The sequence below is a fragment of the Streptomyces sp. NPDC002324 genome, assembly GCF_053593335.1.
This window is the reverse complement of record NZ_JBSFCF010000036.1, coordinates 23,450-37,530: the sequence shown is the minus strand read 5'-3', so window position 1 is coordinate 37,530 and position 14,081 is coordinate 23,450. Positions and strand designations below refer to the sequence as shown.

Below are 14,081 nucleotides of genomic sequence, written 5' to 3'. Positions count from 1 at the left end.
GCCGAGAGGGGCACCGGTGAACGACCGATACGACGCCGGCTACGGAGGCGACCAGAGCTACGAACTCGTCGGCTACGACGAGTTCGGGCAGCCGGTGTACCGACAGGTGCCCGCCCAGCAGGTGCCTCAGCAGCATGCGTACGACCCCTACGGGACGCAAGCGCCCCAGGGGTACGGCCAGGGCTACGGCTACGACCCGTACGCGACCGGCCAGGTCCAGCAGCAGCCCGCCCAGGGCTACGGCACGGGCTACGACCCGGGTCAGCAGGCACCGGCGCCCGCCTACGACCCGTACGACCCCTACGGGCAGACCGCGGCCACCGGCCTGCAGACGCCCGTCGCCGAGCAGACCGCCTACATCCCGCAGCAGTCGGCACCCCCGGGGACCCACGAGGGCAGCGACCCGCGGACCGGCGATCCCTTCGCGGAACGGAACCCGGCCGAAGCGGACTCCGCCGAAGCGGGCAGCGCCGAACCGGACTACCGCACCGAGCAGTTCGCCTTCGTCGAGGAGCCCGACGGCGACTCCGAGGACGTCATCGACTGGCTGAACTTCACCGAGAACCGCACCGAGCGCCGCGAGGAGGCCAAACGGCGGGCCAGGACCCGGATGGTCGCCCTGGTCGTGGCCCTCGCGCTCGTCGCGGTCGGCGGCGTCGGCTACCTGTGGTGGGCGGGAATGCTGCCCGGCTCCTCCTCGGACGAGCGGACCGGCACCACGACCTCCGCGGCCGCCCAGAAGCGGGACGTGGTCGTCGTCCACCTGCACGACACCAGGAACGGCGGCACCTCCACGGCGCTGCTCGTCGACAACGCCACCACCGAGCGGGGCGCCACCGTTCTGCTCCCCAACGCCCTCGCCCTGACCGACGACGACGGCACCACGACCACCCTGGCCAAGTCCGTCGACGACGACGGCTCCTCCGGGACCCGCGACGCGCTCGACACCGTCCTCGGCACCGACATCGAGGGCACCTGGCGGCTGGACACCCCGTATCTGAACAACCTCGTCGGACTCGTCGGCAACATCGACATCGACACGAACGCGAACGTGCCCGACCCCGAGGCGAAGAAGAAGACCGAGGCCCCCCTCGTCACCAAGGGCAAGGCGCAGACCCTCAGCGGCAAGATGGCCGTCGCCTACGCCACCTACCGGGCCTCGGGCGAGACGCAGGACGCGCAGCTCAAGCGGTTCGGGCAGGTCATGCAGGGCGTGCTGCGCAAGCTGTCGTCCGACGCGCAGGCCGCCACGGTCACCGTGCAGACGCTGGCCCAGATCCTCGACCCCTCGCTCAGCGACAAGGACCTCGGCACCTTCCTCGCCAAGCTCGCCGACCACGCCAAGGGCGGCGACTACAGGACCGAGCTGCTGCCCGTCCAGCAGGACGGCACGCTCAGCGCCGAGGACTCCGACCGCGTGGTCAAGGACCTGCTCGGCGGCGCCGCCAAGAGCCCCGACGCCGGGGACGCCGTCCGCGTGGGCATCCGCAACGCCACCGGCGAGAAGGACGCCACCGAGCAGGCCCGCGTGGTCGTCCTCAACGGCGGCTACACCTTCCTCGACGCCGGCACGACCGCCACCGCCGAGGCCACCTCCCGGGTCACCTACTCCGACGCGGCCCGCAAACAGGACGCCGTCGAGGTCGCCAAGACCCTCGGCCTGCCGACCAGCTCCGTCAAGAAGGGCGAGACCACGTCCAACGCCGACGTGTCCGTCGTACTCGGCCAGAACTACGAGACGACGGACACGTCCGGGACGACGGGGACCACGGGGACCACGGGGTGACCGTGCCGTGCTGATCGCACCGGAGTGATCGACATCAGGCCCCGGAGCCGCCGCATCGGCGTCGCTCCGGGGCCCGATCGATTAACGCGTGGGGCGGTGTCGGTGGGCCGTGAGACCCTTGGGGTAGCCCGTGAGGGTTCCTGACCGACGACCGAAAGCCGTGTAAGTGACCGCCACCGACCGCTCCCTCGAGCTCATCACCACCGCCGCGCAGGCGGCCGCCGACAAGCTCGCGCACGACGTCATCGCGTACGACGTCAGCGATGTGCTGTCCATCACGGACGCCTTCCTGCTCGCCTCCGCGCCCAACGACCGCCAGGTCAAGTCGATCGTCGACGAGATCGAGGAGCGGCTGAACAAGGAGCTCGGCGCCAAGCCGGTCCGCCGCGAGGGCGACCGCGAGGCCCGCTGGGTGCTGCTGGACTACGTCGACATCGTCGTCCACGTCCAGCACAGCGAGGAGCGGGTCTTCTACGCCCTGGAGCGGCTCTGGAAGGACTGCCCCGAGCTGGAACTGCCCGCCGACGCCAAGGCCACCCGGGGCAAGGGCGCCGAGCACGCCAAGCTGCGCGCAGCCGAGGAGGAGGCCGAGCTGGACGGGGAGCTGCGGTGACCGCGGGCACCGACGCGGCCGCCCGCAAGGGCCGCCGCCTCATCCTCTGGCGGCACGGCCAGACCTCGTGGAACGTGGAGCGCCGCTTCCAGGGCACCACGGACGTCGAGCTGACCGAGACCGGGCTCGGCCAGGCCCGCCGCGCCGCGCGGCTGCTCGCCTCCCTCAAGCCCGACGCGATCGTCGCGTCCGACCTGCGGCGTGCCGCCGACACGGCCGCCGAGCTGGCCGCGCTCACCGGCCTGGAGGTCAGCCACGACGAGGGCCTGCGCGAGACCTACGCGGGCGTCTGGCAGGGCCTCACGCACGACGAGATCATCGCCCGGCACGGCGAGGAGTACGCCGCGTGGAAGCGCGGCGAGCCGATCCGCCGCGGCGGCGGCGAACTGGAGACCGAGGTCGCCGACCGCGCCGCCCCCGTGGTGCTCCGGCACGCCGACAAGCTCCCGGAGAGCGGCACGCTCGTGGTCGTCAGCCACGGCGGCACCATCCGCACCACCATCGGGCGCCTCCTCGGTCTGGAGCCCCGCCACTGGGAGAGCCTCGGCGGCCTCTCCAACTGCTGCTGGTCCGTCCTCGGCGAGGGCGCCCGCGGCTGGCGGCTCCTGGAGCACAACGCCGGCACGCTGCCCGAGCCGGTGCTCGGCGACGACGACTGACCCCGCACGCGGCCCCGTACCGGGGCCGCGGCCCGGATTTCACTTTCCGGCTGGTCGCAGGCTAAAGTTCTTCTTGTTCGCCCCGCCGAGCGGGACCGGACACCACGCGGTTCGCCGCGTGACGCAAGGGGCTATAGCTCAGTTGGTAGAGCGCCTGCATGGCATGCAGGAGGTCAGGAGTTCAATTCTCCTTAGCTCCACAGATCGGTACAGAAGATCCCGTTCCCGCGAGGGGACGGGATTTTTCGTGTGTGACCTGCGTCCCTTCTTGAGCAGTCGCCGCTCCGGAGGCGTATAGCTCTGAGGACGTCTTCTTTCCCGCTCCTCACCCGGACTGGTACGAAGGCGTCGCTGACCGTATTGGTCCGGCCGTGGCAGAATCAAACGGCCGGAAGGGGGCGCGGCCCGACGGGAGGGAGAAGCGATGCCTGCGAGCATCCGCGGGAGGGTCCACGACCTTCCCGCGAAGGTGGTGATGCGGAGCAAGACCACCCTCCTCTGCCCTTCCTGCGGCTCGCTCCACGTGGCCCAAGTCCTCGGTGACAACGGAGGGATCTCCTACGTGTGCACGGCCTGCGGCCACAGCTGGAGCTGAACGATGGGTGCACACAGGAGAAAGTGCGACTGGTGCGGCAGCGGCACGCCCATCGTCCGCGACATGGAGCCCGTCAACGCCGACTACCAGTACTGGTGCGAGGAATGCGCCCGGGCGCTGATCATAAAAGGCGACCCGATCGAGACGTACCGCGAGCTGGAGGGTGAGCCGATCTATGGCCGGCTCCTCGAAGAGCACTGCACGCTCAAGCGCTTCTACTCGTTCGTGACGGCCTGAGAGTCAACTCCGCGGCCCTGCCCGGCCCCCGCCCACCGCGGGGCCGTCAGGGGTGCCCCGGCGCCCTTGTGGCGGCCCGTCGGCGGCCGTCGTCGGCGGTCGTGAACGGCGGGTGGGTGGCCGGGGGTTCGATATTCGACATTCAGTACCAAATCAACTCCTCCTTCGCGTCCGTCGGAATCGATTTGGTGGTGCGCGTGAGGGACCGGTAATGTTGGCGTCGTCGCCAGGGAGACCGGGCGGACAGCACGGCAAGGGGCTATAGCTCAGTTGGTAGAGCGCCTGCATGGCATGCAGGAGGTCAGGAGTTCAATTCTCCTTAGCTCCACAGAAAAGACCCCGTCCAAGTGGACGGGGTCTTCGCGTTGTTGGCGGACCGCGGCGACCGCAGCGGCCCTCGGTGGACCGCAGTGGAGCCTCAGCAGTCGCGGTGGAACGGAGAAGGGCGGGTCGCCCCTGACCGGGGTGACCCGCCCTTCGGCGTTGGTGCGTCAGCGGCCGCTGCCCAGGGCCCGGCGGCCACGGCCCGGGGAGAGGACCGGGAGGTTGCGGGACGGGGCGGAGGCGCGGTTGTCCTCCTCCAGGCGCAGGGCGAGCGCGGGGCAGCGGCGCACCGCGCGCAGGGCCTTGGCCTCGGCGTACTGGGGGACCTTCGCCTGGGCGACGGTGGGGAAGCCGTCGGCGCCGAGCTGGAAGACCTCGGGGAGGATGTCGGCGCACAGGCCGTGCCCCCGGCAGAGCGTCCAGTCGACGAAGATCTTCTGCCGGCTGCCGGTCTCCTCCTCGCCGGCACCGCCCGGGATGCCGGTGGGCATCCTGCCGCCCTCGAAGAGCGGCAGCACGCCCTCGACGGGGCGGCCGCAGCCGTTGCCGAGGACATGCGCGGCGAGGTCGTCCGTGAACGCCTTGATGGTCGATTCCAGGAACATCGCGGAACCGTCGGGGTGCGAGCACGCGCCGCGCCGCTTGACGTTCTTCGCGACCTGCTTGAGGGCCTCCAGGGCGGCCGGACCGCCGCCGTTGAGGATGTCCTCCATGCCGCGCGCGGCGGCCGGCAGGCCGAGGTAGCAGGGGCCGCACTGTCCCGCGCTCTCCTCGGCGAGCCACTTGGCGACCTGGAGCGACTCGCCGAGCGGGCAGGTGTCCTGGCTGATCGGCAGGATCGCGCCCGCGCCGAGCGCACCGCCCACCGCGTCCAGCGAGTTGCGCGAGACGACCGCCTCGTTGACCGTCGCCGCGTCGATCCACTTGCCGTGGTAGCCGCCGGTCAGCACGCCCTGCGGGACCGGCGGGGCACCGGCCAACTGCAGGATGTAGCGCAGCGGCACGCCGGTGGGTGCCTCGATCACCATGGGGCGGGCGACCGCTCCGGACACGGTGAGCATGACGGTGCCCGGCTCGTCGTACAGGCCGGTGTTGCCGTACCGCTCGGAGCCGATGCGGGCGCCGATGGCGAGCTGGGCGAAGGTCTCGGCGTTGGAGAGCAGCGTCGGCGCGCCGCCGACACCGCTCTTGGACGCGCTGGTCTTGCGGCCCGGCGGGATGGGCGGCCCGCCGTCGATGGAACGGATCAGCGAGCCGGCGGCGCCGGTGACCATGCGGATCGGGTTGCGCTGCACGCTCGCGCGGATGGCGGCGCCGCGCCGGTTGCTCAGCCCGCGCTCGGCGAGGGCCGCCTCCATCGAACGCTCGGTGGATTCACGTGTCACCCCGATGACGAGCTGACGGGCGCCCAGGGCCTCGGCGACGAGCAGGGCGCCGTCCAGGATGAGGTGCGGGGCACGGTTGATGAGCACCGTGTCCTTGCGGCAGGCGGGTTCGTCCTCGCTGCCGTTGACGACCACGACGGGCCGGATGCCGCGCTTGATCGCCGACTCGGCGACCGACCGCAGTTTCTTGTGGAACGGGAAGCCCGCGCCGCCCCTGCCCTTGAGGTTGATCCGTTCGGACAGCTGGGCGAGCTGTTCGCCGCCCATCGGTTCGAGCGGACCGTGCACCTTGAGGTGCATGGGGAGGTCGAGTCTCTCGACGAGGTCGAAGCCCGAGGTGAGCTGGGGGAGCCCCACCACTCGGACTTCGGGGACGTCGGGAAGGGCCTCGTTCACTTAAATCCTCCGGAAGGCGCGTTCCAGGGTTCGCCTGAGCCCGGCTGGTTGTAGTCGTCGTAGCCGGACAGCGTTTCAGTGGCGGGACCGCTGTTGTACGTGTCGTTCGGGTTGTACGTGCCGTAGGGGGCGTTCGTCTCAGCGGTTCCGTAGGGAGTTTCGGAGACGCCCGTGTTGTACGTCTCGCCCTGGTACGCCTGGCTCTGGTACGCCTGGCCCGGATAGGTCTGCCCGCCCAGCGGCTGTCCGGCGAAGGTGTCCTGCATCGGGTCGTACGACGACGGGGGCGCCTCGCCCACCGGCGGCGGGGACGGGGCCGGCCAGCGGGTGCTCCCGGTGGTCGAGCCGTCGTCCATGCGGGGCATGGCCTGGGTGGGCTGCATGTCCAACGGCGGCTGCTGCTGGGTCAGATAGGGCGCCGTGGGCTCCGCCGCGCGCGGGGTCATCGACACCGCGCGGTAGGCGGCCGCGAAGCCGGGGCCGCTGTCGGCGGCGGCGGCCGCACCGCGCTGCGGGGGCACCAGCGGGTCGCCGAGCGGGGGGTTGCCCTGTCCGCCGCCGAAGCCGGGCAGCGGGAACTGGCCGGTGTCGCGCATCCGGTCGCGCTGTCCGCCTTCGCGCCGGCCGCCCTCACGGCGTCCGCCGCCGGGCTCGTCCATGCCCTGCAGGGCGGAGCGGGACTTCATGAGGTCGTCGACCTCGGGGGGACGCTGGCCGTCGGTGCCCAGGACGGCGGCGATCCGCTCCACCACCTGGCGCTTGACCGGGCGCGGCGCGGCGCGCAGCAGCAGGGCGGCGGCGACGGCGACCAGGCCGAGGGAGTAGAGGGTGATGAAGATCGGCTTCGCTTCGCGACCCGCGTAGAGTCCGTGTACGAGCGCGAAACACCAGGCCGGGTAAGCCATCATGTGCATCGCGCGCCAGCGTGCCGCGACCGGTGCCGGGGACGCGAAGTTGCTGCGCAGCGCGCCGGTGATGGCGACGAAGATCATCATGGATCCGGCGGTGGCGCCGAAACCGATGAGCGCTCCGGTGCCCGTCACGCCGAGCGCGAAGGGGAACAGGGCGATCGCGGAGACGTGGTTGAGCGCCAGCTTGACCGTGACGTGCAGCACGAGGAACGCGACGGACGCGATGGCGGTCGTCCGGTGGACGGCCTGGCCGATGATCCGCTGGCGCACGGTGAGCAGGGTCCGGTCCTGGGCGACGAGCCCCCAGAGCACCGAGAGGGTCAACGAGACGAGCGAGAGCACGCCCGCTCCGAAGTCGAGGAACTCCCGGTACGCGTCACCTCCGACCAGCACACTTACGGGTATCAGCAGCAGAGCGGCAGCCGTGGCCATCCCGTAGGCCGAACGGCCGGTCTGGGGCATCGAGCTGTTACTGCGACGAGGGTTCATGGGGGCAACTCCGAACAGTTCGGGAAAGCGGTCCCGTCGTCGAACTGTAAGTGGTGCCAATACCGGGCGGTACGAGGTTTGAGTTATTGCGCTGTTATCAAGGACCAATCTCACATCTGTGATGCCCGTTAGTGGTTGTTACGCGAAGTAAGTTTTGAATAAAGTTCAACTTTTTTGGCCGGAACCTGTGGCGGACGCGCCGCTGGTTCCGGCCCGTCGGCGGGCCGGAACCTCGTCGCGACGGCTGTGAGGGCTGCGGTACCCTGAGCCCATGCGTGCCGTACGCCTTCTGCTTAGTGAGCCGCGCTGATCAGTCCCGACCGCCGATGAACGGCGTGGTCGGCATCGGCGCGGCGTCCCCTCCTGTGCGAGGGGATTTTTCGTTTTCCGACGACACAGCCGCTGGCAGAGACGATCGATGGAGCTTTGAGGATCATGAGCGAGACGAACCCCGCTGCCGCTGACACGGCGGTGGACGCAGCGCCGCACCGCTACACGGCCACCGTCGCGGCCGACATCGAGGCACGCTGGCAGGACTTCTGGGACGCCGAAGGCACCTACGCGGCCCCCAATCCGACGGGTGATCTGGCTGGCGATCCCGGACTGGCCGCCAAGCCCAGGAAGTTCGTCATGGACATGTTCCCGTACCCCTCCGGTGCGGGCCTGCACGTCGGCCACCCCCTGGGCTACATCGCCACCGACGTCTTCGCCCGCTTCCAGCGGATGACCGGCCACAACGTCCTGCACACCCTGGGCTTCGACGCGTTCGGCCTGCCCGCCGAGCAGCACGCCGTGCAGACCGGTGAGCACCCCCGGATCACCACCGAAGCGGCCATCAACAACATGAAGTCCCAGCTGCGCCGGCTGGGCCTGGGCCACGACAAGCGCCGGTCGTTCGCCACGATCGACCCGGACTACTACAAGTGGACCCAGTGGATCTTCCTGCAGATCTTCAACTCCTGGTACGACGACGAGGCGAAGCGGGCCCGCCCCATCGCCGAGCTGGTCGCCCAGTTCGAGTCCGGTGAGCGCGCGCTGCCCGGCGGCGGCTCCTGGAGCGGGCTGAGCGCCGCCGAGCGTGCCGACGTGCTGGGCGGACACCGCCTGGCGTACGCCTCCGACGCGCCGGTCAACTGGTGCCCCGGCCTGGGCACCGTGCTGGCCAACGAGGAGGTCACCGCCGACGGCCGCTCCGAGCGCGGCAACTTCCCCGTCTTCAAGGCCAAGCTGCGCCAGTGGAACATGCGCATCACCGCCTACGCCGACCGCCTGCTGGACGACCTGAACGAGCTGGACTGGCCCGAGGCCATCAAGCTGCAGCAGCGCAACTGGATCGGCCGTTCCGAGGGCGCCCGCGTCGACTTCCCCATCGACGGCGAACACATCACCGTCTTCACCACCCGCCCCGACACCCTGTTCGGCGCGACCTACATGGTCCTGGCCCCCGAACACCCGCTGGTCGACAAGTTCACCCCGGACGCCTGGCCCGAGGGCACCCACGACGTGTGGACCGGCGGCCACGCGACCCCGGCCGACGCCGTCACCGCCTACCGCGCGCAGGCCGCCTCCAAGTCCGACGTCGAACGGCAGGCCGAGGCCAAGGACAAGACCGGCGTCTTCACCGGCTCGTACGCGACCAACCCCGTCAACGGCGAGCGGATCCCGGTCTTCATCGCCGACTACGTGCTGATGGGCTACGGCACCGGGGCGATCATGGCCGTCCCGGCGGGCGACCAGCGCGACTTCGAGTTCGCGCGCGCCTTCGAACTGCCCGTCACCTGCATCGTCGAGCCGACCGACGGCCGCGGCACGGACACCTCCACCTGGGAGGACGCCTTCGCCTCGTACGACGCGAAGATCATCAACTCCAGCGGTGAGGGCGTGTCCCTGGATGGCCTGGGCGTCGTCGAGGCCAAGGCACGCATCACGGAATGGCTGGAGCGGTCCGGAATCGGTCACGGCACCGTCAACTTCCGCCTGCGCGACTGGCTGTTCAGCCGCCAGCGCTACTGGGGCGAGCCCTTCCCGATCGTCTACGACGAGGACGGCGTCGCCCACCCGCTGCCCGAGTCGATGCTGCCGCTGGAGCTGCCCGAGGTCGAGGACTACTCGCCGCGCACCTTCGAGCCGGACGCCGCCGACACCCGGCCCGAGACGCCGCTGTCGCGCAACGAGGACTGGGTGAACGTCACGCTGGACCTGGGCGACGGACGCGGCCCGCGCCCGTACCGCCGCGAGACCAACACCATGCCCAACTGGGCCGGTTCCTGCTGGTACGAGCTGCGCTACCTGGACCCGCACAACTCCGAGAAGCTGGTCGACCCGGAGATCGAGCGGTACTGGATGGGGCCGCGCGAGGGCCGGCCGCACGGTGGTGTCGACCTGTACGTCGGCGGCGCGGAGCACGCCGTGCTGCACCTGCTGTACGCGCGCTTCTGGTCCAAGGTCCTGTTCGACCTGGGGCACGTCTCCTCGGCCGAGCCGTTCCACAAGCTGTTCAACCAGGGCATGATCCAGGCCTTCGTCTACCGCGACAGCCGTGGCTTCGCGGTGCCGGCGGCCGAGGTGGAGGAGCGCGACGGCGCCTACTACTACCAGGGCGAGAAGGTCAGCCGTCTGCTGGGCAAGATGGGCAAGTCCCTGAAGAACGCCGTCACTCCCGAGTCGATCGCCGAGGAGTACGGCGCGGACACGCTGCGCCTGTACGAGATGGCGATGGGCCCGCTGGACGTCTCCCGGCCGTGGGACACGCGCGCGGTGGTCGGCCAGTTCCGCCTGCTGCAGCGGCTGTGGCGCAACGTCGTCGACGAGGCCACCGGCGAGGTGACCGTGGTGGACGACGAGCCCGGCCAGGACACCCTGCGCGCGCTGCACAAGGCCATCGACGGCGTACGGCAGGACCTGGAGGGCATGCGGTTCAACACCGCGATCGCCAAGATCACCGAGCTGAACAACCACCTGACCAAGGTGGGCGGACCGGTGTCCCGCCCCGTAGCCGAGGCCCTGGTCCTGCTGGTCGCGCCGCTGGCCCCGCACATCGCCGAGGAGCTGTGGCGCAAGCTGGGCCACACGGACTCGGTCGTGCACCGGGACTTCCCCGTCGCCGACCCGGCGTACGTCGTCGACGAGGCCGTCACCTGCGTCGTCCAGATCAAGGGCAAGGTCAAGGCCCGCCTGGAGGTGTCGCCGGCCATCTCCGAGGAGGAGCTGGAGAAGGTGGCCCTGGGCGACGAGAAGGTGGTCGCGGCGCTGGCCGGGGCGCCGATCCGGAAGGTGATCGTGCGGGCGCCGAAGCTGGTGAACATCGTCACGTGAGCAAGGTGCCCGGCGGAGTGCTCCGCGGGGCGTTGCGGGGCGACCGGCGGTGGTCGTGGGGCGACCGGCTGTAGTCGGTCGGCTGCTGTCGGCAGTGGTTCGGGGTCGTCCCCTACGGGCAGGTTCCGGGTTCCGGTGGAACTCGGGACCTGCCCGTTGCGTTTACCGTTGAAGAGCGCCGCAGCACATGCCGTGCCGGTCGGAGGAGGAGCGCGTCGTGGAAGCCGTCATCGCAATCGTCGCCCTGTTCTTCGTGCTGTTCGTGGTGCTGGGCGTGTACGCCACGGTGAAGGCGGTCGGCGCGGCCAAGCGCGGCGTGGACCGTACGATCACCCAGGCCAAGCGGACCGTCGAGGACACCACCCTGCGCGCCAGAAGCCTGGCCCAGCCGGGCCCGGCGGGACAACTGGCCGACCTGCGGCTCAAGTTGCGTACGTCGATGCGGGCCACCCAGGAGGCCTTGCAGGCGGGGGTGGGTGAGGACGAGTCCCTGAAGGAGTCCCTGGCCCTCTTCGAGCAGCTCAGCAAGCACGGCCGGGAGCTGGACGACGAGCTCCGGCGCCTGGAGCCCGAGCCGGACCGGAGCAAGCTGGCCCAGCGGCTGCCCGCGCTGCGCGAGCGCACGGAGCGGGTCGTCAAGTCCGCCGACTCCTTGCGCTGGGCGGCGCACGACCGGGCGCGCAGGTTCGCGGAGGACGACCTGGACACGCTCAGCGCGCAGATCGACGTCGAGGCGGGCGCGCTGCGGCACTGGACGACGGAACCCGCCGCGGTGTGGCCCGAGGCGCCGAAGCCCGAGGCCACCGCCTCCACGGGGCAGACCTGGCAGGAGACCCCCGCGTCGCCCGCGGCCGAGCCCCGTGCAGAGTCCCGTGGTGGTGAGTCCCCTGGCGGTGAGGGGCCGCCCAAGCCCGCGATCGCCCCGGCGAGCGCGCGGCCGACGTACCCGTGGCAGAAGAAGCCCCGCCCGGAGAGCACGACTTGATCTGTTCGCCACGGCGACCGGCTCGCCCTGGACGGCCGGCTCGCGCGTCGCAGGTGAGAGGGGCCGGGCTGCCGTCGACGGGGCTGGGCGGGTAACCTCCAGCTCATGTCCCGCCATGTCGCGATCGTCACCGATTCCACGGCCTACCTGCCGCCGCCGGCGATGGAGCGTCACGGCATCATCGCGGTGCCCCTGACCGTGGTCCTCGGCGACCAGGCGCTCGACGAGGGCACCGAGATCTCCGCACGCTCCCTGGCCCAGGCGCTGCAGAAGCGACGGTCCGTCACCACCTCCCGCCCCAGCCCCGAACTGTTCGCGGAGACCTACCGCAGGGTCGCGGAGACGGGCGCCACGGGCATCGTCTCCCTGCACCTCTCCGCCGAGTTCTCGGGCACCTACGACGCGGCCGTGCTCGCGGCCCGCGAGGCACCCGTGCCGGTGCGCGTGGTCGACACCGGGATGGTCGCGATGGCCCTCGGGTTCTGCGCCCTGACCGCCGCCGAGTCGGCCGAGGCGGGCGGCACGGTGGACGAGGCCGTCACGGCCGCCGAGAAACGGGCCGCGGGGACGTCCGCCTTCTTCTACGTCGACACCCTGGACTATCTCCGCCGGGGTGGACGGATCGGCGCGGCCCAGGCGCTGTTCGGTTCCGCGCTGGCCGTCAAGCCGCTGCTGCAGCTCGACGGCGGCCGCATCGAGATGCTGGAGAAGGTCCGTACGGCGTCCAGGGCGATCGCCCGCCTGGAGGAGATCGTCGCCGAGCGGGCGGGCGGCGCGCCGGTCGACATCGCGGTCCATCACCTCGCCGCGCCCGAGCGGGCCTCGGCGCTCGCGGACCGGCTGCGGAGCCGGGTGCCCGGACTGGCCGACCTGCATGTCAGCGAGGTCGGAGCAGTGATCGGAGCGCACACGGGGCCCGGGCTGCTGGGGGTCGTCGTCTCACCTCGGTGAGTCGGTGAGTCGGTGAGTCGGTGAGTCGGTGAGTCGGGGCGTCGAGACTTTCACCGCTCGTGTGGGTGACGGAGTTATCCACAACCCGGTAGTAATCCACCGTAATTGAGCAAGATCATCGCGATGGGGCGAGTCTGCCCGATCCTCGTCGCATGGCACTTCGATCACGTTCACGCACTGCGACGGTCACCAGCGGCCCCGGCAGGGGCCCGTCCTCCGACGGACGCGCCCGCCACCGCCCTCGACAGCCCGGGGGCAGGGCCGGCCGCCGCCGGGCAACGGCGGAGACGCTCCGCCTGCGCGCGGAGGCAATGTTCCCCGAGAGGGCGCGAGAACCCAGGGAGTTGGGGCACGGGCCTCCGGGAGCGACCGGGGGGACGGCGAGGGGTGGCAGCGACGGCCGCGCGGTCCGGGCTCTCACTGCGGAGGGGGCCGTGGGCTCTGAGGCCTCCGCGATGCGTGGTGACGTCGATGTCGATGAGGTCGCCGAGATCACCGATATCGCCGAGAAGCAAGCCGTCGCTGCAGGCAGGGGTGACGCCGTCACCGGCAGGGATGCCACAGCCACCGCCAGGACCGCTGGGGCGGACAGGTGCGAGACCGGTCGTGACATCGGCTTCGGAGAGGCCGACCGTGCGGCGAGGGGTGCGTGGCGGGAGCGGATGGGGCCGGCCCTGCGGGAGCGGTTGCCGCTGTGGTTGCAGGTGCGGTGCGCCACCGAACGCAAGAGCGTGGTCGCGCTGAGCGTGGTGCTGGTCGTCGCGGCGCTGTTCGCGGCCCAGCACTTCTGGACCGGACGGACCCAGACCGTGAGCGCGCCGGAGGTGGTGCGGGCGGGTGCCCCAGGCGCCTCGGGGGGCCCGGCGGCCTCGTACGGTCAGCCGTGGAACGGCCGGGCGGCGGCGGTGCCGGACGCCTCGGCCGGTGCGGTCGCCTCGACGGGGCCCTCGATCGTGGTGGACGTCGGCGGGAAGGTCCGCCGACCGGGCATCCAACGGCTGCCGGCCGGCTCCCGGGTCGCCGACGCGCTACGGGCGGCGGGCGGTGTCCGGCCGGGGGCGAAGACCGACGGGCTCAACCGCGCCCGAATCCTCGTGGACGGCGAACAGGTCCTGGTCGGACGTCCGATGCCGGTGTCCGGGCCGGGCGCGATGCCCGGGCCGGGTACGGGCGGAGCCGGTGCGGCCGGGGGCGCCGTCACCGGGGCCGCGCCCACGGCCCCCGTCTCCCTCAACACCGCCACCGCCGACCAGCTGGACACCCTGCCCGGCGTCGGCCCCGTCCTCGCCCAGCACATCATCGACCACCGCACCCGCCACGGCGGCTTCCGCTCGGTCGACGAACTGCGCGAGGTGAACGGCATCGGGGACCGCCGTTTCGCCGACCTGCGCGACCTCGTACAGCCGTGAGCACGACGGAGGAGCAGGTCACGGCG

11 protein-coding genes and 2 tRNA genes are annotated in these 14,081 nt (G+C 71.2%); 11 read left to right on the top strand and 2 right to left on the bottom strand.

Annotated elements, in window-relative coordinates:
• The first annotated feature begins 16 nt into the window (after positions 1-16).
• From ACWCRJ_RS34460 to ACWCRJ_RS34430, 7 genes are all read left to right on the top strand, one after another.
• Positions 17-1,786, top strand: coding sequence for an LCP family protein (locus tag ACWCRJ_RS34460; RefSeq protein WP_450942970.1), 1,770 nt, complete (start codon positions 17-19; stop codon positions 1,784-1,786).
• A 166-nt stretch (positions 1,787-1,952) separates the two neighbouring features.
• Positions 1,953-2,399, top strand: a complete 447-nt coding sequence (rsfS, locus tag ACWCRJ_RS34455) for a ribosome silencing factor (RefSeq protein WP_005479303.1) — start codon at positions 1,953-1,955, stop codon at positions 2,397-2,399.
• Positions 2,396-3,058 carry a histidine phosphatase family protein gene (locus ACWCRJ_RS34450; RefSeq protein ID WP_450942969.1) on the top strand — a complete coding sequence of 221 codons (663 nt, stop codon included), beginning with the start codon at positions 2,396-2,398 and terminating at the stop codon, positions 3,056-3,058. The genes rsfS and ACWCRJ_RS34450 overlap by 4 nt, the downstream gene beginning before the upstream one ends.
• 127 nt (positions 3,059-3,185) lie before the next feature.
• A tRNA-Ala gene (locus ACWCRJ_RS34445) sits at positions 3,186-3,258 on the top strand.
• 224 nt (positions 3,259-3,482) lie between these two features.
• Positions 3,483-3,653, top strand: coding sequence for a hypothetical protein (locus ACWCRJ_RS34440; protein WP_319105410.1), 171 nt, complete (start codon positions 3,483-3,485; stop codon positions 3,651-3,653).
• 3 nt (positions 3,654-3,656) lie between these two features.
• Positions 3,657-3,890, top strand: a complete 234-nt coding sequence (locus ACWCRJ_RS34435) for a hypothetical protein (protein ID WP_005479297.1) — start codon at positions 3,657-3,659, stop codon at positions 3,888-3,890.
• 255 nt (positions 3,891-4,145) lie between these two features.
• Positions 4,146-4,218 (top strand) — tRNA-Ala (locus ACWCRJ_RS34430).
• Between the two features lie 163 nt (positions 4,219-4,381).
• Here ACWCRJ_RS34430 and ACWCRJ_RS34425 read toward each other — a convergent pair.
• Together ACWCRJ_RS34425 and ACWCRJ_RS34420 are read right to left on the bottom strand one after the other, a co-directional pair.
• Positions 4,382-5,995: an NADH-quinone oxidoreductase subunit NuoF family protein gene (locus ACWCRJ_RS34425; RefSeq protein WP_005479295.1), complete on the bottom strand. Its 1,614-nt coding sequence runs from the start codon at positions 5,993-5,995 to the stop codon at positions 4,382-4,384.
• Positions 5,992-7,338, bottom strand: coding sequence for a cytochrome b/b6 domain-containing protein (locus ACWCRJ_RS34420; RefSeq protein ID WP_450943010.1), 1,347 nt, complete (start codon positions 7,336-7,338; stop codon positions 5,992-5,994). The genes ACWCRJ_RS34425 and ACWCRJ_RS34420 overlap by 4 nt, the downstream gene beginning before the upstream one ends.
• 492 nt (positions 7,339-7,830) lie before the next feature.
• Between ACWCRJ_RS34420 and leuS the strand changes: the two genes are divergently transcribed.
• From leuS to ACWCRJ_RS34400, 4 genes are all read left to right on the top strand, one after another.
• On the top strand, positions 7,831-10,710 hold the full coding sequence (gene leuS, locus ACWCRJ_RS34415) for a leucine--tRNA ligase (RefSeq protein WP_450942968.1): 2,880 nt from the start codon (positions 7,831-7,833) through the stop codon (positions 10,708-10,710).
• 187 nt (positions 10,711-10,897) lie between these two features.
• On the top strand, positions 10,898-11,695 hold the full coding sequence (locus tag ACWCRJ_RS34410) for a hypothetical protein (RefSeq protein ID WP_450942967.1): 798 nt from the start codon (positions 10,898-10,900) through the stop codon (positions 11,693-11,695).
• A gap of 105 nt (positions 11,696-11,800) precedes the next feature.
• The gene (locus tag ACWCRJ_RS34405) at positions 11,801-12,646 is read left to right on the top strand and encodes a DegV family protein (protein WP_450942966.1); all 846 of its coding nucleotides are present in this window, start codon (positions 11,801-11,803) and stop codon (positions 12,644-12,646) included.
• Between the two features lie 434 nt (positions 12,647-13,080).
• Positions 13,081-14,055, top strand: a complete 975-nt coding sequence (locus tag ACWCRJ_RS34400) for a helix-hairpin-helix domain-containing protein (RefSeq protein ID WP_450942965.1) — start codon at positions 13,081-13,083, stop codon at positions 14,053-14,055.
• Positions 14,056-14,081: the final 26 nt, after the last annotated feature.